23 protein-coding genes are annotated in these 20,811 nt (G+C 74.3%); 12 read left to right on the top strand and 11 right to left on the bottom strand.

Going from position 1 to position 20,811, the window contains the following annotated elements; translation table 11 throughout:
* Nucleotides 1–59 precede the first annotated feature (59 nt).
* On the top strand, nt 60–1,394 hold the full coding sequence (locus AMK31_RS27895; protein WP_073943437.1) for an MFS transporter: 1,335 nt from the start codon (nt 60–62) through the stop codon (nt 1,392–1,394).
* Here AMK31_RS27895 and AMK31_RS27890 read toward each other — a convergent pair.
* From AMK31_RS27890 to tuf, 4 genes are all read right to left on the bottom strand, one after another.
* Nucleotides 1,356–2,201: a spermidine synthase gene (locus AMK31_RS27890; protein ID WP_073943436.1), complete on the bottom strand. Its 846-nt coding sequence runs from the start codon at nt 2,199–2,201 to the stop codon at nt 1,356–1,358. The genes AMK31_RS27895 and AMK31_RS27890 overlap by 39 nt on opposite strands.
* A complete protein-coding gene (locus AMK31_RS27885) occupies nt 2,198–2,440 on the bottom strand; it encodes a helix-turn-helix domain-containing protein (protein WP_073943435.1) in 243 nt (80 codons plus the stop codon). The genes AMK31_RS27890 and AMK31_RS27885 overlap by 4 nt, the downstream gene beginning before the upstream one ends.
* Before the next feature lie 113 nt (nt 2,441–2,553).
* The gene (locus AMK31_RS27880) at nt 2,554–3,390 is read right to left on the bottom strand and encodes a patatin-like phospholipase family protein (RefSeq protein ID WP_107468742.1); all 837 of its coding nucleotides are present in this window, start codon (nt 3,388–3,390) and stop codon (nt 2,554–2,556) included.
* Between the two features lie 144 nt (nt 3,391–3,534).
* Entirely contained in the window at nt 3,535–4,704 is a 1,170-nt protein-coding gene (tuf, locus tag AMK31_RS27875; RefSeq protein ID WP_073943434.1) for an elongation factor Tu, read from the bottom strand.
* Between the two features lie 399 nt (nt 4,705–5,103).
* Between tuf and AMK31_RS27870 the strand changes: the two genes are divergently transcribed.
* Nucleotides 5,104–5,868, top strand: coding sequence for a TVP38/TMEM64 family protein (locus AMK31_RS27870; protein ID WP_073943433.1), 765 nt, complete (start codon nt 5,104–5,106; stop codon nt 5,866–5,868).
* Nucleotides 5,869–5,872: 4 nt separating this feature from the next.
* On the opposite strand, the gene AMK31_RS27865 is transcribed toward AMK31_RS27870, so the two are convergent.
* Complete coding sequence (locus tag AMK31_RS27865) at nt 5,873–7,042, bottom strand: thiolase family protein (RefSeq protein ID WP_073943432.1); 1,170 nt, start codon at nt 7,040–7,042, stop codon at nt 5,873–5,875.
* 106 nt (nt 7,043–7,148) lie between these two features.
* Here AMK31_RS27865 and AMK31_RS27860 point away from each other — a divergent pair, with 106 nt between their 5' ends.
* Nucleotides 7,149–7,619: a winged helix-turn-helix transcriptional regulator gene (locus tag AMK31_RS27860; protein WP_073943431.1), complete on the top strand. Its 471-nt coding sequence runs from the start codon at nt 7,149–7,151 to the stop codon at nt 7,617–7,619.
* 60 nt (nt 7,620–7,679) lie between these two features.
* The gene (locus tag AMK31_RS27855; protein ID WP_073943430.1) at nt 7,680–8,138 is read left to right on the top strand and encodes a hypothetical protein; all 459 of its coding nucleotides are present in this window, start codon (nt 7,680–7,682) and stop codon (nt 8,136–8,138) included.
* 34 nt (nt 8,139–8,172) lie between these two features.
* Here the strand turns inward: AMK31_RS27855 and AMK31_RS27850 are convergent, their stop codons facing one another.
* The 3 genes from AMK31_RS27850 to AMK31_RS27840 are packed head-to-tail and all read right to left on the bottom strand — an operon-like array spanning nt 8,173 to nt 10,906.
* Nucleotides 8,173–8,817 carry a cupin domain-containing protein gene (locus AMK31_RS27850; protein ID WP_385312133.1) on the bottom strand — a complete coding sequence of 215 codons (645 nt, stop codon included), beginning with the start codon at nt 8,815–8,817 and terminating at the stop codon, nt 8,173–8,175.
* Nucleotides 8,814–9,743: a PmoA family protein gene (locus AMK31_RS27845; RefSeq protein WP_073943428.1), complete on the bottom strand. Its 930-nt coding sequence runs from the start codon at nt 9,741–9,743 to the stop codon at nt 8,814–8,816. The genes AMK31_RS27850 and AMK31_RS27845 overlap by 4 nt, the downstream gene beginning before the upstream one ends.
* Nucleotides 9,740–10,906: a Gfo/Idh/MocA family protein gene (locus AMK31_RS27840; protein WP_079186955.1), complete on the bottom strand. Its 1,167-nt coding sequence runs from the start codon at nt 10,904–10,906 to the stop codon at nt 9,740–9,742. The genes AMK31_RS27845 and AMK31_RS27840 overlap by 4 nt, the downstream gene beginning before the upstream one ends.
* Nucleotides 10,907–11,167: 261 nt before the next feature.
* Between AMK31_RS27840 and AMK31_RS27835 the strand changes: the two genes are divergently transcribed.
* The 6 genes from AMK31_RS27835 (at nt 11,168) to lnt (ending at nt 16,838) form a co-directional block, all read left to right on the top strand.
* The gene (locus tag AMK31_RS27835; protein WP_073943427.1) at nt 11,168–12,043 is read left to right on the top strand and encodes an undecaprenyl-diphosphate phosphatase; all 876 of its coding nucleotides are present in this window, start codon (nt 11,168–11,170) and stop codon (nt 12,041–12,043) included.
* 231 nt (nt 12,044–12,274) lie between these two features.
* Complete coding sequence (locus AMK31_RS27830; RefSeq protein WP_073943426.1) at nt 12,275–12,454, top strand: hypothetical protein; 180 nt, start codon at nt 12,275–12,277, stop codon at nt 12,452–12,454.
* Nucleotides 12,455–12,464: 10 nt separating this feature from the next.
* The gene (locus AMK31_RS27825; RefSeq protein WP_073943425.1) at nt 12,465–13,034 is read left to right on the top strand and encodes a chloramphenicol phosphotransferase CPT family protein; all 570 of its coding nucleotides are present in this window, start codon (nt 12,465–12,467) and stop codon (nt 13,032–13,034) included.
* 182 nt (nt 13,035–13,216) lie between these two features.
* Nucleotides 13,217–14,536 carry a vanadium-dependent haloperoxidase gene (locus tag AMK31_RS27820; protein ID WP_198948587.1) on the top strand — a complete coding sequence of 440 codons (1,320 nt, stop codon included), beginning with the start codon at nt 13,217–13,219 and terminating at the stop codon, nt 14,534–14,536.
* Between the two features lie 166 nt (nt 14,537–14,702).
* Nucleotides 14,703–15,188: a nuclear transport factor 2 family protein gene (locus tag AMK31_RS27815; protein ID WP_073943424.1), complete on the top strand. Its 486-nt coding sequence runs from the start codon at nt 14,703–14,705 to the stop codon at nt 15,186–15,188.
* A gap of 78 nt (nt 15,189–15,266) precedes the next feature.
* Complete coding sequence (gene lnt / locus AMK31_RS27810; RefSeq protein ID WP_073943423.1) at nt 15,267–16,838, top strand: apolipoprotein N-acyltransferase; 1,572 nt, start codon at nt 15,267–15,269, stop codon at nt 16,836–16,838.
* Here the strand turns inward: lnt and AMK31_RS27805 are convergent.
* Both AMK31_RS27805 and AMK31_RS27800 read right to left on the bottom strand, forming a co-directional pair.
* On the bottom strand, nt 16,753–17,667 hold the full coding sequence (locus AMK31_RS27805; RefSeq protein WP_073943422.1) for a Gfo/Idh/MocA family protein: 915 nt from the start codon (nt 17,665–17,667) through the stop codon (nt 16,753–16,755). The genes lnt and AMK31_RS27805 overlap by 86 nt on opposite strands.
* Nucleotides 17,668–17,678: 11 nt before the next feature.
* A complete protein-coding gene (locus tag AMK31_RS27800; protein ID WP_073943421.1) occupies nt 17,679–18,860 on the bottom strand; it encodes an FAD-dependent oxidoreductase in 1,182 nt (393 codons plus the stop codon).
* Between the two features lie 116 nt (nt 18,861–18,976).
* Between AMK31_RS27800 and AMK31_RS27795 the strand changes: the two genes are divergently transcribed.
* The gene (locus AMK31_RS27795) at nt 18,977–19,585 is read left to right on the top strand and encodes a TetR/AcrR family transcriptional regulator (protein WP_073943420.1); all 609 of its coding nucleotides are present in this window, start codon (nt 18,977–18,979) and stop codon (nt 19,583–19,585) included.
* Nucleotides 19,586–19,698: 113 nt separating this feature from the next.
* Nucleotides 19,699–20,208: a hypothetical protein gene (locus AMK31_RS27790; RefSeq protein ID WP_073943419.1), complete on the top strand. Its 510-nt coding sequence runs from the start codon at nt 19,699–19,701 to the stop codon at nt 20,206–20,208.
* Nucleotides 20,209–20,222: 14 nt separating this feature from the next.
* Here AMK31_RS27790 and AMK31_RS27785 read toward each other — a convergent pair whose 3' ends face one another.
* Nucleotides 20,223–20,783, bottom strand: a complete 561-nt coding sequence (locus AMK31_RS27785; protein ID WP_073943418.1) for a hypothetical protein — start codon at nt 20,781–20,783, stop codon at nt 20,223–20,225.
* Nucleotides 20,784–20,811 lie beyond the last annotated feature (28 nt).

The following is a 20,811-nucleotide window of genomic DNA, read 5'->3' as shown; positions in this document are numbered from 1 at the left end:
CCGACGGGCGGCGGTCATACGGTTTGGCAAGTCGGGCCCCGGCCGGTGATAGTCAGCCGGTGAACTCCGCCGACGACCTCACCGCCGCCTCCGGCCGCCGCCCGCGCAGACCCTCCTGGGCGGGCCGCAACTACAGTCTGCTGACCGCCTCCGCGGTGGTCACCCACCTCGGCAGCCACGGTGCGCTGATCGCCGCCGCGTTCGCCGTGCTCGAAGCCGGCGGCGACGGCGGCGACGTGGGGCTGGTCGCGGCCGCGCGCACCCTGCCGCTGGTGCTCTTCCTGCTGATCGGCGGGGCGCTCGCGGACCGGCTGCCCCGGCACCACGTGATGGTCGCGGCCAACGCCCTCAACTGTGTCTCGCAGGGACTGTTCGCCCTGCTCGTACTCACCGGCGAGCCGCAGCTGTGGCAGATGATGCTGCTGACCGCGCTGGGCGGCACCGGCCAGGCGTTCTTCAGCCCGGCGGCCGAGGGGATGCTGCTCTCCTCCGTCCAGGGCGAGCAGGCGGGCCGGGCGTTCGCGGTGTTCCGCATGGCGATGCAGGGCGCGGCGCTGGGCGGCGCGGCCCTCGGCGGCGCGATGGTCGCCGCGATCGGGCCGGGCTGGGTGCTCGCGGCGGACGCGGTGGCCTTCGCGGTCGCCGCCGCGCTGCGCTCGTTCCTCGACGTGAGCGGCGTCCCGGCGCGCACGCCGGGCGGCGGGATGCTCGCCGATCTGCGGGAGGGCTGGCGGGAGGTCGCCGGGCGGCCGTGGCTGTGGGGCATCGTGGTGCAGTTCTCGATCGCCAACGCGGTGGTCGGCGCCGCCGACGCGGTCTACGGCCCGCTGGTCGCCCGCGACCACCTCGGCGGGGCGGCGCCCTGGGGTCTGGCGCTCGGCTTCTTCGCCGCGGGCACGGTCGGCGGCGCGCTGCTGATGACCCGCTGGAAGCCGCGCCGGCTGCTGCTGGCGGGCACGCTGTGCGTCTTCCCGCTGGCCCTGCCGTCCGCGGCGCTGGCCGTGCCGGTGCCGGTGGGGGTGCTGTGCGCGGTGATGTTCCTGACCGGGGTGACGCTGGAGGTGTTCGGCGTCTCCTGGATGACCGCCCTGCACCAGGAGATACCGGAGGACAAGCTGTCCCGAGTCTCGGCCTACGACTGGTTCGGCTCCGTCGCGATGGTCCCGCTGGCGACGGCGCTGGCCGGGCCCGCGGAGCAGGCGTTCGGGCGGACCCCGGCGCTGTGGGGGTGCGCGACGCTGGTCGTGGTGGTCACGGCGGCCGTGCTGTGCGTACCGGACGTGCGCAATCTGCGGCGCCGGACCAAGGAGGTCGCGGTGGCGGGTGCCCCGGCCGTGCCCGGCGCGGACAGCGGGTCAGCCGATGCCGAACGCCCCGTCGGGGGGCTCGGGTGACGGTACGGCGTCCTCGTCGCGGACGGGACGGGCGTCGCCGGTGAGCTCCCGCAGGGCGGCCCCGTGCTCGACCCGGGCGGGGAAGACGTCGGCGGCGGTGCGGCGGGCCAGTGCGGCGATGTCGACCGGCCGGTGCGAGGCGACCAGCACGGCGTTGCCGAAGCGGCGGCCCCGCAGCACGGCCGGCTCGGCGATCAGCGCAAGCTCCTCGAAGACCGCGGCGAAGGTGGCCAGTTGGGAGCGGAGGAAGGCGAAGGGCGCGGCGTCGGCGAGGTTCGCCAGGTACACACCGTCCGCGCGCAGCACCCGCTCGGCCTCGCGGGCGTAGGCGAGGGAGGTCAGATGGGCGGGGACCCGCGAGCCGCCGAAGACGTCGGCGACGAGGACGTCCGCCCGCCCGTCGGGGACCCCCGCCAGCCAGGCCCGGGCGTCGGCGGCGTGCAGCGCGATCCCGGCGCCGGCCGGCAGCGGCAACTGCTCGACGACCAGGTCCAGCAGCGCCCGGTCGGCCTCGACGACGTCCTGCCGTGAACCGGGCCGGGTCGCGGCAACGTAGCGCGGCAGGGTGAGCGCCCCGCCGCCGAGGTGCACCACGTCCAGCGCGCGCCCCGGCTCGGCGAGGGTGTCCAGCACGTGGCCGAGCCGCCGTGCGTACTCGAACTCCAGGTGGGTCGGCTCGTCGAGGTCGACGTAGGACTGGGGCGCCCCGTCGACGGTCAGCAGCCAGGCCCGCTCCCGGTCGACGTCGGGCATCAGCTTGGCGGTTCCCTGGTCGACGGCTCGGCTGACGGGGATGGGCTCGTTCACGGGTCCATTGTGCGGGCGGCCGGCGGCCCCCCGTTCACCACCCGTCGCACCCAGGCCTCCGACAGCCCCAGCCGTGCCGCCAGCGTCTCCACCGGCACGCCGCGGGTGTGTGCGGCCCGCAGGGCCGCGTTCCGGCGTCGCTTCAGCCGTTCGTTCGCGACCTCACCGGCCACCGTGCGCTCCAGCACGACCGCCAGCTCGACCAGCAGCCGTGCCGCCACGCCCCGCAGTCCGTCCACCGGCCACCCCCTCGTGTCCGCTCCGTCTCCCCGCCCCCACACCACGGTCAGGGGTCGACAAAGCCACCACAAGGGCGTGTATCAGGCGCACTGGCGACAGACCGGCCCGAATGTCACCCGCCCCACACCTTCGCGACCTCCTCCGCGTGAGCGGGCGCCTGCGCGTACCCGGCCCGCGCCGCCGCCGGGCGGACCGCCGGGTCCGCGGGGTTGCGGCCGAAGGCCTGCTTCGCCGCCGCGGACGGGGCGAGCACGACGACCTGGGCGCCCTGGGCGGCGAGGCGCGCGCCCTGGGCGGCGGCCGAGGCCAGCGGCCCGCCGCCGGCGGCCATGGGGGCGAGCACGACGACCCGGTCGTACCCCGCCGCCAGATGGGCGTTGGCGGGTGAGTGGATGCCGCCGTCCATCCAGCGCCGGCCGTCCAGGGCGACCGGCGGCCAGATGCCGGGCACCGCGCAGCTCGCGGTCAGCGCGTCGAGGAGCGGGACTCCGCTGTGCCGGTCGAAGACCCGCAGTTCGCCGGTGGCCGTGTCGACGGCGGTGAGCCGCAGCGGGCGCTGCGGCCAGTCGGCGGACACCAGCCGGCTCTCGATCGCCGCCCGGCGCGCCGCCGGGTCCGGGGTGCGGGCCGCGAGGGCCATCCGGCCGACCTTGCGGCCGTACGCCTCCGGGGTGCGGGAGGTGAGGGTGGCCCAGGCATAGCGCAGGATCGTGCCGGCACCGAGCCGGCCGCCGATCTCGCCGGCGGGCTCGGCGAGTTGCCGCTCGTAGGTCTCCGCGAGGCCGCTCGCCAGCAGTTGCGCGCCGACGGTGCCTCCGGCCGACGTACCGATCACCACCTCGGCGTCGCCGAGGTCCACGCCCGCTTCCCCCAGGCCGTGCAGCATCCCGGCCAGCCAGCCGGTGCCGCCGCTGCCCCCGCCGCCGAGCACGAGTGCCTTGCCGCCCATGGTGTCCCCGCCCTTCTCCGACCATGACCGTCCGCGGCCCAGTGTCCCGCATGGCAGCGACAACGCGACGCCGGGGCCCGCCCCGGGCCCCCAACGGGCGGACGGGGCCCGCCTCTTGGCATGTGCTGAGGCGGGCCCCGCCGGTCAGCCGACCGTCGTGACCGTGCCCGCGCCGACCGTGCGCCCGCCCTCGCGGATCGCGAAGCCGAGACCCGGCTCCAGCGGCACCTCGCGGCCCAGCTCGACCGTCATCGTGACGGTGTCGCCGGGACGGGCGACAGCCGTCTCACCGAGGTCGACGGCGCCGACCACGTCCGCGGTGCGGATGTAGAACTGCGGCCGGTACCCGGTCGCCACCGGCGTCGTACGGCCGCCCTCGCGGGCGGACAGCACGTACACCCGCGCCGTGAACCGGCTGCTGGGCACCACGCTGCCGGGCGCGGCGGCGATGTGCCCGCGCCGGACCGCGTCGCGCGGCACCCCGCGCAGCAGCAGCGCCACGTTGTCCCCGGCCTGCGCCTCCTCCATGCGCTTGCCGAAGGTCTCGAGGCCGGTGACGACGGACTCCAGTCCGGCGCCCAGCACCTCGACCCGGTCGCCGAGGCGCACCGTGCCCCGTTCGACGGCGCCGGTGACGACCGTGCCGCGGCCGGTGATGGTCAGCACGTTCTCCACCGGCAGCAGGAACGGCGCGTCCAGGTACCGCTCGGGCATGGGCACATAGGTGTCCACTGCGTCGAGCAGCGCCTCCACGGACGCCGTCCAGCGCGGGTCGCCCTCCAGTGCCCGCAGCCCGGAGACCCGTACGACGGGTACGGCGTCGCCGCCGTAGCCGTGCGCGGTGAGCAGGTCGCGGACTTCCAGCTCGACCAGGTCGATCAGCTCCTCGTCGCCCGCGTCGGCCTTGTTCAGGGCGACGACGATGTGGTCGACGCCCACCTGCCGGGCGAGCAGCACGTGTTCGGCGGTCTGCGGCATGATCCCGTCGAGCGCGGAGACGACGAGGATGGCCCCGTCGAGCTGTGCCGCGCCGGTGACCATGTTCTTGACGTAGTCGGCGTGGCCCGGCATGTCCACGTGCGCGTAGTGCCGGGTGTCGGTCTCGTACTCGACGTGCGCGATGTTGATGGTGATGCCCCGCGCGGCCTCCTCCGGGGCGCGGTCGATACGGTCGAACGGCACGAAGGTGCCGGTGCCGCGCTCGGCGAGGACCTTGGTGATGGCGGCGGTCAGGGTGGTCTTGCCGTGGTCGACATGGCCCATGGTGCCGATGTTGAGATGCGGTTTGGTGCGGACGTACGCCGTCTTGGACATGGCAATACCTCGAAGCCTCGGCGAAGTGGATCGGGACCCCCGGGAGTTGCCGACCCTCCCCCTGCGGGGTCCGCCGGACGATCCGGAGAGGGTCAGCTTCGGGCGCCGTCGGCGACGGCCGTGAGCACGACGACGGCAGCCTTCGTGGCATCCGCGACCGCGGATGCTGCGAGGACGAAGGCGTGCCGGAACATGAGGTCGATCATCGCCGACGCGTCACCGCGCGTCGAATGGTTTTCGCGGCACCGCGCGGAGGCGGGACCCCGGTCCGTGGCGGAGGCGGGACCCTGTCTGCGGCGGAGGCGGGGCCCGTTTTGTGGCGGAGGCGGGGCCCGTTTTGTGGCGGTCCTGAGACGCACCACACGGCGATCACACACCTTCGTCGGTTACTGTCGCCGGATGCTCGATGCCACCACCCGCTCTGGGGGCACCGCCACGGCCACTCCCCTGGCCGCCTCGGAACTCGCCGTCGCCGCCCCCGCGCCCGTCGGTCTCCCCGCCCGCTGCGCGCGGGCGCTGCTCTCTCCCTGGGCCCGTTTCTCGCTGCTCGTCGCCCTGCTGGCGGGGGCGGCGGTCTCGGTGCTGCTGTTCGAACCGCAGCGGTTGCTCGCGCACGGCTGGCCGCCGCAGCTGAGCGGTGCCGCGGCGGCGCTGGTGTTCGCGGTGGCGTACGGCCTGTGCACGGTGGCCTTCGTACCGCGCCCCCTGCTGAACCTGGCGGCGGGCGCGCTGTTCGGCTCCCAGCTGGGTCTGGGCGCGGCGGTGGCGGGCACCGTGCTGGGCGCGGGGCTCTCCTTCGGGCTCGGCCGGGTGCTGGGCCAGGACGCGTTGCGTCCGCTGCTGCGGGGCCGGGTGCTCACCGCGGTGGACGGGCAGCTGAGCCGGCACGGGTTCCGCTCGATGCTGGCGGTGCGGCTGTTCCCGGGAGTGCCGTTCTCGGCGGCGAACTACTGCGCCGCCGTCTCCCGGATGGGCTGGCTGCCGTTCCTGCTCGCGACGGCGCTCGGCTCGGTCCCGAACACCGCCGCGTACGTGGTCGCCGGCGCCCGCGCCTCGACGCCGACGTCGCCGGCCTTCCTGATCGCGATGGCCTGCATCGCCGTACCCGGTCTGGCCGGTGCGGTGGTGGCGTGGCGCAAGCGCCACCACCTGCGGGGCCGCTGATCCGTCAGACGCTCTCCAGGATCATCGCGTTGGCGAGCCCGCCCGCCTCGCACATGGTCTGCAGGGCGTAGCGCGCGCCGCGGGCGCGCATGGCGTGCACGAGGGTGGTGGTCAGCCGGGTGCCGCTGGCGCCGAGCGGATGGCCGAGGGCGATGGCTCCGCCGTGCACGTTGACCTTGGCGAGGTCGGCGCCGGTCTCCTGCTGCCAGGCCAGGACGACGCTGGAGAACGCCTCGTTGACCTCGAACAGGTCGATGTCGTCGAGGGCCAGGTTCGCGCGGCGCAGCACCTTCTCGGTGGCGGGGATGACGCCGGTGAGCATCAGCAGCGGGTCGGAGCCGGTGACGGCGAAGCTGTGCAGCCGGGCCAGCGGGCGCAGGCCGAGACGGGCCGCGGTCTCGCCGGACGTGATGAGCACGGCGGAGGCGCCGTCGTTGACGGGGCTGGCGTTGCCCGCGGTGACGTTCCACTCGATCTGCGGGAACCGCTCGGCGAAGCCCGGGTCGTGGTAGGCGGGCTTGAGGCCGGCCAGGATCTCGGGGGTGCTGCCGGGCCGTACGCACTCGTCGCGCGTGACGCCGTCCAGGGCCGCCACCTCGGCGTCGAACAGCCCCTGGTCCCAGGCGGCGGCCGCCTTGCGGTGCGAGGAGACGGCGAAGGCGTCCATCTGCTCGCGGGTGATCGACCACTTGGCCGAGATCAGCTCGGCGCTGATGCCCTGCGGGACCAGGCCCTCCGGGTAGCGCTCGGCGACGCCCGGGCCGAAGGGGTCCTTGCCGGGCGGCACGTTGGACCACATCGGCACCCGGCTCATGGACTCCACGCCGCAGGCGACGACGAGGTCGTACGCGCCGGACATGACGCCCTGGGCGGCGAAGTGCACGGCCTGCTGCGAGGAGCCGCACTGGCGGTCGACGGTGGTCGCGGGGACCGTCTCGGGGAAGCCCGCCGACAGCACGGCGTAGCGGGTGGTGTTCATGGCCTGCTCGCCGACCTGGTCGACGGTGCCGCCGATGACGTCGTCGATCAGCGCGGGGTCGACGCCGGAGCGCTCGACGAGGGTGCGCAGGGTGTGGGCGAGGAGTTCCACCGGGTGGACGTGGGCGAGGGAGCCGTTCGGCTTGCCCTTGCCCATGGGAGTGCGTACGGCTTCGACGATGACTGCGTCGCGCATGCTGCGGGCCTCCTTGGCCGCCGGAGCGAATACCAGTGAGTAGGAAATCTGGACTCACCATAGCCGCATGAGTTGGAAAATCAAACCCTCTAATAGACTGGGCGTCATGGCCGCACCCAAAGACCCGCGCCCCTGCTCGATCGCCGACGCCCTGGCGCTCGTCGGCGAGAAGTACTCGCTGCTCGTGGTGCGGGAGGTGTGTCTCGGCAACGGCCGCTTCGACCAGCTGGTGCGCAACATCGGCGCGCCGCGCGACATCCTCGCCACGCGGCTGCGCCGGCTCGTCGACGCCGGCATCCTCACCAAGCGGGCCTACAGCGAACGCCCGCAGCGCTTCGAGTACCGGCCCACCCAGGCGGGCCTGGAACTGGTGCCGGTGCTGCTGACCCTGATGGAGTGGGGCAACCGCCATCTGCGCCCCGAGGGCGACCGCCCGATGGTCAACGAGCACAGCTGCGGCAACGAACTGGTACCGGTCGTCACCTGCCAGGCCTGCGGCGAGGCGGTCCATCACCAGGACCTGACGGCCCATCCGCAGTCCCCCGGCTGGACGGTGGCGGGCCCGACGGCGGCGTGAAGGCGGACCGGAGCCAGCCGCCGCGCCCCGACCTCAGCGTGCCCCTGACACAATGCGCGGGTGGCCATCGAGATCACGTTCTTCCTCGCCCCGGACGACGACACGGCCGCCGCGACCCGCCGGACCGGGCCGGGCCGCGCGTTCACTTCACTGGACTGCCGCGACTTCTGTCCCGACGACGCCGTCGTCGAGTGGGAGGCCTGCTTCGACGCCCCGTCCGAGGACCTGCCGGCGCTCGATCGGCTCCACGCGCGGGAGTGGCCCCGCTATGTCGCCCCGATCGTCAACGACGGCACCGGCGTGTTCGCCGTCCCCGAGAAGCTGACGCGCACGCTCGCCGCCGCGGGTCCCGACGAGCTGCGCGCCTGCGCCGCTCGCTGGGCCGAACGGCTCCGGATCACGGACGGGGACGACATGACGGACGACGACCCTCCGACCGTCCTGGAAGGCGTCGCCCGGCTCGCACGGACCGCCTCGGACAGCGGCGGCGCGTTGCGTCTGTACTGCTGGCATTACTGACCGAGGACAACGCAAGGCCTGACCGCCGGGCGGATCACGACCGGTAGACGTCCAGCCGCCCGCACATCCCGAACCGCCCCCGCGCCAAGGGCTGTTCCGCGCGTACGGCGGCCTCGGCGAGGTGGGACGCGTCGCCCTCGGCGAGCCGGTCGAGCCGGTGCCCGGTCGCCGCCGCGGCGGCGGCCCGGTGGAAGGCGGCCGGCGCCTCGGGGCCGCCCGCGCGCAGCTCCCGGTAGCCCTCCAGGGCGAGGTCGCGCCGGGCGCGGGCGATCCGTTCCTGCTCGGCCTCCGGCGCGTCCGCCGGGATCGTGGTCGCGGCGGCGTATGTCTCCGGGTCCGCGAGGTGGCGCGGCGGCAGTGTGAGCACCGCGTCACCCGCCTCGGGCAGCCCGCTGTTCTGCATGAGGACGGTGATGCGCAGACCGCCCTCGTTGACGAGCCGGTGGACGGTGCCGGGCGTGAACCAGGCGACCGTGCCGGGCGCGAGCGGCGTGACCTCGTACCCGGACGCGGTCAGCGTCTGCACCGCGCCCCGCCCGCCGGCGACGACGTAGGCCTCGGAGCAGACCAGGTGCGTGTGGGGAGTGCCCCCGCACACGCCGTCCGCCGCGGGCCAGTCGTACACGGACAGCCCGGAGACGCCGACCCCGCCGGGCAGCCCGCCGTGGAACGCGCTCACCACGGGTGCGCCCCCAGGTACCCGGCGATCTCCTCCCGCTCCCACGCCCCGTCGGCGACGACGACCCGGTAGCGGCGGGTGAGGGTGTCGCCGGGCGCCAGCTCCAGTTCGTCGAAGAACGCCCAGGAGGGCGCGACCGCCGCGAAGGGTTCGTTGCGCACGAACCAGTGGGCGGGGTGCGCGCCGTGCACCCCGGCGTGGTCGTTCTCCGGCGCGTGCGCGAACACCAGGGTGGCGTGACCGTCCATGCCGTCGTGCTCGCCGGAGTAGGCGAGCCAGGGCGCCTGCGCGCCCATCAGGCCCGGGCCGTCGCCGTCCGGGCCGGTGATCCGTCCGTCCCGGAAGGCACGCGGGCCGCGCCAGAACAGACCGGTGTAGCCGGCCATCTCGCGCCCGGCGGTGGTCGGGCTGCCGAACCGCAGCGGCTCGGCGCGCCGGTTGGTGATGGCGCTCGTCCAGGTCAGCGCCCACGAGCCGCCCGCCGGATCGACGTCGTGCACCTCGATCCGCCGCCGCTCGTCCGCCCACAGCTCCCCGCCGTGCGGATGCCAGGTCAGCCGCTCGGCGATGACCACCCGCTCCCCGTCGGCGGTGACCTCGTCGAACGCCACGTGCGCCATCGACCCGACCCGTTCGGGAAGCGCCAGATAGCCCTCGCCGTGGACGTAGGAGTTGCCGCCCCACAGGTTCGCCCCGGACAGGTGGGACGCCGTCATCTGCATGCCCTTGTGCCAGCGGTGGTCGTTGGGCCGGTAGTCGGTGACGACGGCGCCGGACAGGGTGCGCAGCGGGTGGAGGTACGGCTTGGGCGCCTCCCAGGCCGCCTCGGGCCGGTAGACGTAGGCGAGCAGTTCCACACCGGTCCGCGGATCGGTGACGGTGACACGTTCGCCGTGGACGTGCGTGACGCGCGGGCCGCCGGTCACGCGGGCACCTCCTGGCTCTCGGCGGACGCCGCGGACCCGGCGGCGGGTGCCCAGCCGGGCGCCCCTCCGTGAAGCTCGGTGTAATAGGGGTCGCCGGGGCCGATCTCGCCCCGGCGCACGGTGGTGTCCGTGAACGCCGACTTGTACAGCGCGGTGACCAGCTCCAGGCTCTTGCGCCCGTCCGGCCCGCTGCTGCGCGGCCGCTCCCCGGCGCGCATGGCGGCGACCAGTTCGCGCAGCTGGGCCAGGTGGGAGCTGGGCACGTCCGCCCCGAAGTCCTGCCAGGCGGCGGCCTCGGCCTCCGGCACGTCCGGCGCCGGGGTGATCCGCCAGGAGGCGTTGCTGTACCCGTAGAGGTGGGTCAGCTCGATGGTGGCGCGCTCGCAGTCGACGCGGATCCGGCTGACCTCGTCGGGGCTGAGCACGCTGTTGACGACGGTCGCCAGCGCGCCGCTCTCGAACCGCACGAGGGCCGTGGAGACGTCCTCGGTCTCCACGTCGTGCACCAGCCGCCCGGCCATGGCGCGCACCTCGCTCCACGGGCCGAGCACGTCGAGCAGCAGGTCCATCTGGTGGATGCCGTGGCCCATGGCGGGGCCGCCGCCCTCGGTCCGCCAGCGCCCGCGCCAGGGGACGGCGTAGTAGGCGGTGTCGCGGTACCAGGTGGTCTGGCAGTGGGCGACCAGCGGCCGGCCGAGGGCGCCCTCGGCGAGCAGCCGGCGGACGTGCGTGGCACCGGAGCCGAAGCGGTGCTGGAAGACGATCGCCGCGTACGGGCCGCCGTCCGTGCCCTCCTCCGCCTCGACGGCGGCGAAGTCGGCGAGCGAGGGCACGGGCGGCTTCTCGCACCACACCCAGGCCCCGGCGCGCAGCGCGGCGACGGTCTGCTCGCGGTGCAGGGTGGGCGGCGTGCAGATGCAGACCAGGTCGGGGCGCTGCTCCCGCAGCATCCGCTCCAGGTCGGTGTAGGCGTGCGGGATCCCGCCCTCCGCGCAGAACGCCTCGGCGGCGCCGGCGTCGATGTCGACCGCCGCGACCACCTCGGCCTCGCCCTCCTCGGCGAGCCGGGCGAGCGCGGGCAGGTGCGAGCCCCGGGCGATGGCGCCGGTGCCGATGACGGCGGCGCGGACGGGGCGGCCGGCGAGGGAAGCGGACGTGGACATAGGACTGATCAGCACTCCTCCGGGGTGACGAGCCAGGACAGCACCGGCGATAGCAAGCGCTTTCCCTCGCCTGGCAACGTAGGTGCCCGCACACCGGCCGGTCAACACCCCGGGGCGATCGCCGCGGATCCCCTGCGAAACCCCTGTGTCGGGTCCGTCATCCCGGGGCGCTACGCTGCCCCCTGCACACCTGATCACCGCGCGGCGGGACGGTGTGTCCGTCGTCCTTTCCACGATCGGCACTTGGACTCCGTAACTTCCATGTCTTGGTTCGAATCACTCATCCTCGGACTCGTCCAGGGGCTGACCGAGTTCCTTCCCGTGTCCTCGAGCGCGCACCTGCGACTGACGGCCGCGTTCTCCGGCTGGGACGACCCCGGCGCCGCCTTCACGGCGATCACCCAGATCGGCACCGAGACCGCCGTGCTGATCTACTTCCGCCAGGACATCGGCCGGATCCTGTCCGCCTGGTTCCGCTCGCTGTACGACAAGACGTGGCGCAAGGACCACGACGCGCAGATGGGCTGGCTGGTGATCGTCGGCTCGATCCCGATCGGCGTGCTGGGCGTGACGCTCAAGGACCAGATCGAGGGGCCGTTCCGCGATCTGCGGGTCACGGCGACCATGCTGATCGTCGTCGGCGTGGTCATCGGCATCGCCGACCGGCTGGCCGCGCGCGACGAGACCGGCGGACGGCACCGCGCGGTCAAGGAGCGCAAGGGCCTGCAGGACCTGAGCGTGAAGGACGGCCTGATCTTCGGCCTGTGCCAGGCCGCCGCGCTCATCCCGGGCGTCTCCCGCTCGGGCGCGACGATCAGCGGCGGCCTGTTCATGGGCTACCAGCGCGAGGCCGCGGCCCGCTACTCGTTCCTCCTCGCCATCCCGGCCGTGCTCGCCTCCGGCGCGTTCGAGCTGAAGGACGCGATGGAGGGCGGCCATGTGTCCTGGGGGCCGACGATCTTCGCGACGATCATCGCCTTCGTGACCGGCTACGCCGTCATCGCGTGGTTCATGAAGTTCATCTCCACCAAGAGCTTCATGCCGTTCGTCTGGTACCGCGTGGCCCTCGGCATCATCCTCATCGCCCTGGTCACCTTCGGCGTACTGAGCCCGCACGCGGCCGAATCGGCACACTGAGCCACCGCTTCCGGGTCCGGTTCAAGCCGGTCGGACCTACGAAGGCCCCCGCAGACGACATCTGCGGGGGCCTTCCGCTGCCCGGGGCCCGATCCGGGGCTTACCCGGGACGTGGCCGAATCGGCGTACTGACGCCGGGAGTTGGTCCATACGCCGAGCGTGACCGACTCCATACGGAACGAGTAGCCGCGCGGTAGCGCAGTGTCAGTGACAGCGCCTAGGCTTGCCCGCATGTCCCCTGATTCCGTTGCCCCTGGTTCCGTGCGGTCCGCGGCCGAGGTGAACGAAGAGATCCGGGCCCTGTGGCTGCGCGCGGGCGGCACCCTGTCCGCCGAGGAGCGCGCCGAGTACGAGCTGCTGGTGGTCGAGTGGGCGGCCGCCGTGCGGTGCGAGATCATCGAGGCGGCGTGAGAGCGGCGGTATGCGGCATCTGACCGGCGTACCGCCGCGCCGCGGCCGCGTCATCCTGCTCAACGGCACGTCGAGCTCCGGCAAGTCCAGCATCGCGGCGGAGCTGCTGCGCCTGCTGGACGAGCCGTGCTTCCACATGCCGGTGGACGCCTTCCACGCCATGCGCTCCCCCGTCCCCGTTCCGCCGGAGCGGCTGGACACCGTGCTGCACCGCACCTGGCAGGGCTATCACCGCGCGGTCGCCGGCATGGCCGCCGCGGGGAACGACGTGGTGATGGACCATGTGCTGAGCGCCGAGTGGCGGCTGGCGGACTGCCTGTCGCTGTTCGTCCCGCAGGACGTGGTCTTCGTCGGCGTCCACTGCCCCCTGGAGGAGCTGGAACGCCGGGAGCGCGAGCGCGGCGACCGGCCACCGGGGCTCGCCGCGCGGCAGCTGCGCCAGGTGCACGCGCACGGCGTGTACGACATCGAGTGCGACACCGCCACCGACAGCCCCGCCGAGTGCGCCCGCCGGATCAGGGACTTCCTGCCCGCCCAGCCCACTCCCACCGCGTTCGAGAAGCTGCGCGGCACGGACTGAGCGGCGGAGGACGCCTGAAACCGCCCGTTTTGCGGCGGGTTGTCTTGATCACGCAGTGGGCCGTTGCTAAGCCTTGGGCACTCGACTCCAGGGAGCACACTGTGCATCGAGAGCCCCCTCTTCCCGTTCCTCGGCGTTCACGTGTCCGGGGATACATCTGCGCCCTCGCGGCCACCGCCCTCGTGACGGTCACCGCCGCGACGAGGCCCCCCGAACCGGACACCCGGACCACCGCGGACCCGGCGGCCGTGGTCCGCGAGTGGAACGCCCTCACCATCGACACGATCAAGACCAGTCTCGGCCCCCGCCCCTCCGGGCAGGTGGCGATCTGGCAGGGATTCGTCTCCGTCGCCGTGTACAACGCCGTGGTGGGGATCGAAGGCGGTTACGCCCTGTACAAATGGCGCGAGCGCGGTCCGGCCAGGGCGTCCTCCGCGGCGGCCGCCGCCACCGCCGCCCACGACGTGCTGCTCGCCTACTTCCCCGCCTTCAAGGAGCGGCTCGACACCGCCTACGCGGACTCGCTCGCCGCCCTTCCGGACGGTCAGGCCAGAGACCGGGGTGTTCACTACGGACGGCGCGCCGCCGCCCGCCTCATCGAACTCCGGGAGGGCGACGGCAGGTTCGCGGACGTTCCCTTCACCGCCTCCCCGGCGCCGGGGGTCTGGCGGCCCACCCCGCCCGCGTTCCAGCCCTTCATCGACACCTGGCTCGCCAGGCTCCGCCCCCTCCTGCTCACCTCCCCGCAGCAGTTCCGCCCCGGCGGACCCCCCGCCCTCTCCTCGGCCGAGTACGCGGAGGACATCCAGGAGCTGAAGGTCATGGGCGCGAAGTCCGGTTCGGGCAGGAGCGCGCAGCAGACCGAGACCGCCCTCTTCTTCAGCGGCAACCTGGTCGAACAGGTCCAGACGGCCGTACGGGACCACGCCGCCCGGCACCGGCTCGGCATCGCCGAGACGGCCCGGCTGTTCGCCGCGGTGAACGCGTCGGCGACCGACGCCGTCGTCACCGCGTGGGACGCCAAGCTCCACTACGCGTCCTGGCGGCCGATCACCGCCATCCGCCTCGCCGACACCGACGGCAACCCCGCGACGACGGCGGACCCGGCCTGGGAGCCACTGCTCCCCACCCCGCCGCACCCGGACCACATCGCCGGCCACACGACCGTCACCGCTGCCGTGGTGCGCGCCCTGACCGGCGTCCTCGGCACCTCGCGCATCGACCTCCGCGTCCCCTCCGAGGTCACCGGCACCACGCGGTTCTACGGGTCCGCCGACGACCTCAACCGGGACGTCGTCGACGCCCGTGTGTGGGGCGGCGTCCACTCCCGTACAGCGGACGTGGCCGGCTGCCGGGCCGGTACCCGCGTGGCCGCCTGGGCGCTGGACCACTACTTCCAGCCGGTCGCCGAGGACGGCACCCGGCAGTCCCCACCGAAGCGAACGGCTCGGCAGGACGGGCTTTCCGAGCCGGAGTGCGGCGGCGGCACCGGCGGACGGTGAGCGTGGTCTCCGGGTGGCGGGCACGGACGCGGAATCGCGGTTCCGGCTGATCGGGGCGAGCGTTCACGGCGATCGCCCTCCGCCCGTGCCACCCACTCGGAGCCACCGCGCATCCCGGCCCGCACGCCCCCTTGGCGGGACCGGTCCGGTGCCCAACACTGAGCCGATGACGCAGCGCGTGGAGCTCGCGACCGTGTTGGACCGGCTGGCCGTGGACGGTCTGATCACCGACTACGCCGTGGCCGTCGACGACGGCGACTGGGAGGCGTACCGAGAACTGTTCACCCCGGACGGGCGGGCGGACTACCGCTCGGCCGGCGGGATCGAGGGCGAGGCGCGGACGGTCGCCGTATGGCTCGCCGAGAATCTGGGCGTGTTCCCGATGCGGCAGCATCTGATCGTCAACCGCCGGGTGCGGTTCGGGGTTCTGGAGCGGGACACCGGGGACACGGCACGGGTCCAGGCCGACTACGTCAATCCGATGGGCTTCGCCGGCTCCGACGGTGCCTCGGCCCCGCCCGACCTGGTGTGCGGCGGCCGGTACGCGTTCGGGCTGCTGCGGACGGACGAGGGCTGGCGGCTGCGCGAGGTCGTCGTGCACGAGAAGTGGCGCCGTGCGCCCGCCGGGACCGGGGCGGCGGTGACCGGCTGAGCCGAGGCCCCCTGTACCGAGATCGTCCGCAGCGCGCACACTGGACGCACGGGTGATCGAGGGGCAGGAGGAGGCGCCGTGACGAAGACGCTCGGGCAGTGGCTCGACTCCCCGTGGCGGCGGTCGCTGCTCGGCGTCGCCGCGGGCGCCCTGCCGATGTTCGCCTTCCCCGGCCCGTCCCTGTGGTTCTTCGCCTACGTCGCCCTGGTGCCGTGGATCCTGCTGGCCCGCACGGCGCCGACCGGACGGCGGGCGGTGTACGACGGCTGGTGCGGGGGGTTCGGGTTCGTGCTGGCCGTGCACCACTGGCTGCTGCCGAACCTGCATGTGTTCACGTTCGTCATCGCGGGCCTGCTCGGCGCGCTCTGGGCGCCCTGGGGCTGGCTGGTGCGCCGGTTCCTGGCCGGCGGCGCCGCACCGGGCCGGGTCGCGGCGGCGCTGCTGGTGCTGCCGTCGGCCTGGCTGGCGGTGGAGCTGGTGCGCTCCTGGCAGGGGCTCGGCGGGCCCTGGGGCATGCTGGGCGCGAGCCAGTGGCAGGTGGAGCCGGCGCTCCGGCTGGCATCGGTCGGCGGAGTGTGGCTGCTGAGCTTCCTGGTGGTGGCGGTGAACGTGGCCGTCGCCGTGCTGGTCGCGGTACGAGCGGCGCGGGTGCCCGCGCTGGCCGGGCTGCTGGCGACGGCGGCCGCCACCTCGGCGGCCTGGTCGTGGTCGCCGCGCCCGGAGGTGCACGGACAGGCACGGGTGGCGGTGGTCCAGCCGGGGGTGATAGCGGGCCCCGGCCAGCGGTTCGACCGGGAGGAGCGGCTGACCCGGCAACTGGCCGGGCAGGACGTCGATCTGATCGTGTGGGGCGAGAGCAGCGTCGGTTTCGATCTGCCGGCCCGGCCCGACGTGGCGCGGCGGGTCGCGGAGCTGGCCCGCGTGACGGACACGCCCGTCCTGGTCAACGTGGACGCCCGGCGCTCGGACCGGCCGGGCATCTACAAGAGTTCGGTGCTGGTCGGGCCCGACGGTCCGACCGGCGACCGGTACGACAAGATGCGGCTGGTCCCGTTCGGCGAGTACGTTCCGGCACGGTCGCTGCTCGGCTGGGCCACCTCGGTCGGCGAGGCGGCGGGCGAGGACCGGCGGCGTGGCACCCAGCAGGTGGTGATGGACGTCGGGGGCGGGCTGCGGGCCGGGCCGATGGTCTGTTTCGAGTCGGCGTTCCCCGACATGAGCCGCAGGCTCGCCGAGGCGGGTGCCGATCTGCTGATCGCCCAGTCGGCGACCTCGACGTTCCAGCAGAGCTGGGCGCCGGCGCAGCACGCGTCGCTGGGCGCGCTGCGCGCCGCGGAGACCGGCCGCCCGATGGTGCACGCGACGCTGACCGGGATCTCGGCGGTCTACGGCCCCGAGGGGCAGCGGATCGGCTCCTGGCTCGGTACGGACGAGAGCGCCGCCGAGGTGTACGAGGTGCCGCTGGCCGCCGGGACGACGCCGTACGTCCGCTTCGGCGACTGGCCGGTGTACGCGGCGCTGCTGGTGCTCGCCGGGTTCGCGGCCGCCGAGGGGGCGCGGGTGGTCAGGCGGCCGGGCCGGAGTACTCCAGCACCGCGTGTACCACCCGCTCGCACAGCTCGTGAGTCGCCAGCGCGTCCCGGGCGCTGAGCACCTTGCCCGCGCGGACGGCGTCGAGGAAGCCGAGGACGGCCTGCTCGATGCCGCGCTGCCGGGCGACCGGCACCCAGTCGCCGCGCCGCCGGACGGTCGGCTGGCCCTTGTGGTCGATCACCTCGGCGAGGTTGATCACCTGCCGCTTGGTGTCCTGCCCGGAGATCTCCAGGATCTCCTCGCCCGAGCCGCTGAGCCGGTTCATCACGCCGAGCGCGGTGAAGCCGTCCCCGGCGAGCTGGAGCACCACGTGGTGCAGCAGCCCGTCGCGGAGCCGGCCGCGCACCGTGACGTCGTCGACCGGTCCCGGCACCAGGAAGCGCAGGGTGTCCACGACGTGGACGAAGTCGTCGAGGATCATCGACCTGGGCTCTTCGGGCAGCCCGATCCGGTTCTTCTGCATCAGGATCAGCTCGCGCGGATGCTCCAGGCACTGCGCGTAGGCGGGCGCGTGCCGCCGGTTGAAGCCGACGGCCAGGCTCGTGCCGCGTTCCTCGGCGAGCGTCACCAGCCGCTCGGAGTCGGCGAGTTCGTACGCGAGGGGCTTGTCGACGTACGTCGGTACGCCCGCCTCCAGCAGCCGGGTGACGATCTCCGGGTGGACGGCGGTGGGCGCGTGCACGAAGGCGGCGTCGAGGCCCTGCGCGAGCAGGGCGTCGAGGTCGGTGTGGCGCTGCCCGGCGGGCAGGTGCAGGGTGTCGGCGACCCGGGTGAGCGTCGCGGGCGTACGGGTCTGCAGGTGCAGCTCGACGCCGGGCAGCACCCCGAGCACCGGCAGATAGGCCTTCTGCGCGATGTCGCCGAGTCCGATGCAGCCGACCTTCACGTGTTCTCCCCTCACCGCGTCCCCGTGTCCGCCTCGACGGAAGCATACGGGGGCTGCGGGGGCCGCCAGTCGGCGATGCCGTCGAAGCCGCGCAGGACGAGCGCGGGTCCGGCTTTGGACAGGCCGGCGATGAGCGTGTTCCGTACGGCCATCAGGGCCCGGTTGCCGGTCATGTTGAGCCGGGCGACCCTGACGGCCTGGCGGGCAACGGCGGTGGTGCGCGGCAGGCGGGCGGCGGTGTAGGCGGCGAGGTCGCCGCAGTGGTGGGCGAGGACGACGGCGTCCTCGACGGCCTGGTTGCCGCCCTGGCCGAGCGTGGGCGGCATGGCGTGCGCGGCGTCGCCGAGCAGCGCGGCCCGGCCGTGGTGGTAGGCGGGCAGCGGCTGGGCGAGGTGGAACACGTCGTGGCGCAGGACGTCCTCGGGGCGGGCGGCGGCGAGCACCGCGGGGACCGGGTCGTGCCAGTCGCCGAAGCGACGCAGCAGTTCCGCCTTCTCGTCACCGCCGCGCCCGCCGGCGGGGGTCATGGCGGCGGCGTAGGCGTAGACCCGGCCGTCCTTGAGCGGATGCGTGCCCCAGATGCGGCCCCGGCCCCAGGTCTCGTGCGAGGCGAACTCCACGCCGGGCACCGGGATCACCACCCGCCAGGTGGTGAAGCCGGAGTAGACGGGCCCCGGGTGGTCGGGGAACAGCGCGCGGCGCACCTCGGAGTGGATGCCGTCGGCGCCCACGACCAGGTCGGCCTCCAGCTCGCCGGCGGCGGTGCGCACGACGGCCGGCCGGCCGTCGTCGCCGGGGTCGGCGAGGGTGGCCTCGGCGGCCGTGCGGACGGTGCCGTCGGGGAGCAGCGCGGCCAGGTGGCCGATCAGGGTGGCGCGGTGCAGCAGGACCAGGGGTCCGCCGAAGCGCTCCTGGGCCGCGGCCGCGCTGGAGCGGGACAGCCAGCGCCCGCTCGGGGTGCGCAGGCCGCCGTCGCCCTGCCAGGCGGCGAGGTCGCGGACGGTGTCGCCGAGGCCGATGACGTCCAGGGCGCGCAGGGCGTTGGGGGCGAGCGAGATGGCCGCGCCGACGGGCTCCAGCGAGCGGGCCCGTTCCAGCACGGTGACCCGCCACCCGCGCTGGTGCAGGGCGGCGGCCGCGGTCAGTCCTCCGATGCCGCCACCGATCACGACGGCCCGCCTGGACGCTGTCATGGCTCCTCCTCGCCCCGACCCGTTGACTACAGCTGTAGTCCCCGACCGGTCCCGACTGTACTACAGGTGTAGTGAGGCGAGGAAGCGGGAAGAAGCGGGCCGGTAGGTTGATCCCCATGTCCGTACGCACCGCCGGCGGCGCCTCCCGCGCCGATCTCGTCGCCGACACCGCCCTCGCCCTGCTCGCCGAGCGCGGGATGCGCGGGCTGACCCACCGCGCGGTCGACGAGGCCGCAGGCCTCCCCCAGGGCTCCTCGTCCAATCTGGCGCGCACCCGGCAGGCGCTGCTCGAACTGGCGGTACGGCGGCTCGCGGACCGGGAGGCGCGGGTGCTCGCGCTGGACGAGATGCCGGACCCGCGCGGCGGACTCGACGCACTGGCGGACGGGCTGGCCCTGGCGACCCACCGCGCCCTGACCCACCACCGCGAACTCACCCTCGCCCGCTACGAACTGGCCTTGGAGGCGACCCGGCGCCCCGAACTGCGGACGTACTTCGACGCGACGGGCGCCCGTTTCCGCGAACGGCTCTCCGACCTCGTCACCGCCCTCGGCTCCCCGGCCCCGGACCGCCACGTCCTGTCCCTCGTCGCCTGGGCGGACGGCCTGATGCTCAGCTGCGTCGCCGGCTCCTTCAGCACCCGGCCGCCGAGCCTGGAGGAGGTACGGGCAGGGCTGCGGGAACTGCTGAACGGAATGCTGGGCGGCGCGGACGCGCGCGGCTGAACGTCACCCGCGCGAGCCGGGCGCCCTCCCTGCGGGGACGGAGATCACCCGTACGGCGTAACGTCCGCCGGTCCGCCGTGCCCGGGCGGGCCCGACGCAGCATTGTTGCGCGGGTGCACCGAACGACGACCACCGCAACGCTCCTGGTCACCGTGGCCGTCACGGCTCTCTCCGGCTGTGTGACGGTCCAGCGCCCGCCCGCGCCCGGGCCGCCGGCGGCGCCGTCCGGGCCCGTGGCCCCGCGCCCCGACCGGCGGGCCGAACCACAGATCGTGCAGGCTCCGGCCCGTGAGGCCCTGGAACTCGTCGGCCCGCCCCGCCGGCCGGAGCACCCCGCAGCCGAGCCGCGCCGCCCGCACCCGCGAACCCCCGCGCCCGCCGCCCAGCCGCCGAAGCCGCGCACCGCTCCCCCACCCGAGCAGCCGCCTGCCCGGCGTCCGCAGTCCCGCCCCGCGCACCCGCCCCGGACGAACGCCCCCGACATCCCGGCACCCGTGCGCAAGGACATCACGAAGGACGTCCCCAAGGGCCCGCAGGACGTCTGCGCCCTCGGCAGGACATACGGCGGCTGGCGCGCCGACAGCCCCGAGGCGACCATCTGCCGCGGGACGTACGGCCACTGAGAACGCGCTCGGGGTCAGGTTGTCGGCGGCGTCTCGGGGCCGCCGGGCCGCTGCTGCGGCGGCCCCCACGTACCGCCGCCCCGGGAGCCCCCGTCGAACTCCCCGTCCCCCAGTGCCGACTCCAGCCGGCCGATCGCCGCGCGCACCCCGTCGCCGTAGCTGTCGTCGGCGAGGACACCGGCCGCGCCGCGGGCCCGGCGCAGATGGATCCGGGCCGCCTCGCGACGGCCGAGCTTGACGTAGTCGGCGGCCAGGTTGAGGTGCAGGGAGGGGTAGAGGGCGCGCACCGCCAGGGTGCCCTCGCGGGCGGCGAGACGGTCGTCGCTCACCTCCTCCGCGGCGGTGAGGGCCCGCAGGTCCCAGGCCAGTTCGTCCGACGGGTCGTCCTGTGTGTCGGCCAGGTAGTGGGCCAGCGTGCAGCGGTGCAGCGGATCCCCGTGCTCCCCGATCTCCGCCCACAGCTGCAGCAGCCGCCGCCGGGCCTCCTCGCGGTCGCCCGCGTGATGCAGCATCACGACCTGCCCGATCCGCCCCATCACCGCGTCCGGAACCGCCTGCTCCTGCCGTTCCACCACCACGCCCTCCGCCCGCTCAGCGTCGATC

Source organism: Streptomyces sp. TSRI0107, from assembly GCF_001905845.1.
In the GTDB taxonomy this organism is placed as follows: domain Bacteria; phylum Actinomycetota; class Actinomycetes; order Streptomycetales; family Streptomycetaceae; genus Streptomyces.
Note: the sequence above shows the minus strand (reverse complement) of the source record. Positions and strands in the feature narration are given on the sequence as shown.

Bases quoted from the DNA above. Each gene is read 5' to 3' on its own strand.
- AMK31_RS27865 (WP_073943432.1), bottom strand. From the start codon at position 7,042: ATGCGCGACGCAGTCATCGTCGAAGCCGTACGCACTCCCATGGGCAAG.
- AMK31_RS27830 (WP_073943426.1), top strand. From the start codon at position 12,275: ATGTCCCCTGATTCCGTTGCCCCTGGTTCCGTGCGGTCCGCGGCCGAG.
- AMK31_RS27825 (WP_073943425.1), top strand. From the start codon at position 12,465: ATGCGGCATCTGACCGGCGTACCGCCGCGCCGCGGCCGCGTCATCCTG.
- AMK31_RS27840 (WP_079186955.1), bottom strand. From the start codon at position 10,906: ATGTCCACGTCCGCTTCCCTCGCCGGCCGCCCCGTCCGCGCCGCCGTC.
- AMK31_RS27880 (WP_107468742.1), bottom strand. From the start codon at position 3,390: ATGGGCGGCAAGGCACTCGTGCTCGGCGGCGGGGGCAGCGGCGGCACC.
- AMK31_RS27835 (WP_073943427.1), top strand. From the start codon at position 11,168: ATGTCTTGGTTCGAATCACTCATCCTCGGACTCGTCCAGGGGCTGACC.
- AMK31_RS27795 (WP_073943420.1), top strand. From the start codon at position 18,977: ATGTCCGTACGCACCGCCGGCGGCGCCTCCCGCGCCGATCTCGTCGCC.
- AMK31_RS27870 (WP_073943433.1), top strand. From the start codon at position 5,104: ATGCTCGATGCCACCACCCGCTCTGGGGGCACCGCCACGGCCACTCCC.
- tuf (WP_073943434.1), bottom strand. From the start codon at position 4,704: ATGTCCAAGACGGCGTACGTCCGCACCAAACCGCATCTCAACATCGGC.
- AMK31_RS27800 (WP_073943421.1), bottom strand. From the start codon at position 18,860: ATGACAGCGTCCAGGCGGGCCGTCGTGATCGGTGGCGGCATCGGAGGA.
- AMK31_RS27815 (WP_073943424.1), top strand. From the start codon at position 14,703: ATGACGCAGCGCGTGGAGCTCGCGACCGTGTTGGACCGGCTGGCCGTG.
- AMK31_RS27860 (WP_073943431.1), top strand. From the start codon at position 7,149: ATGGCCGCACCCAAAGACCCGCGCCCCTGCTCGATCGCCGACGCCCTG.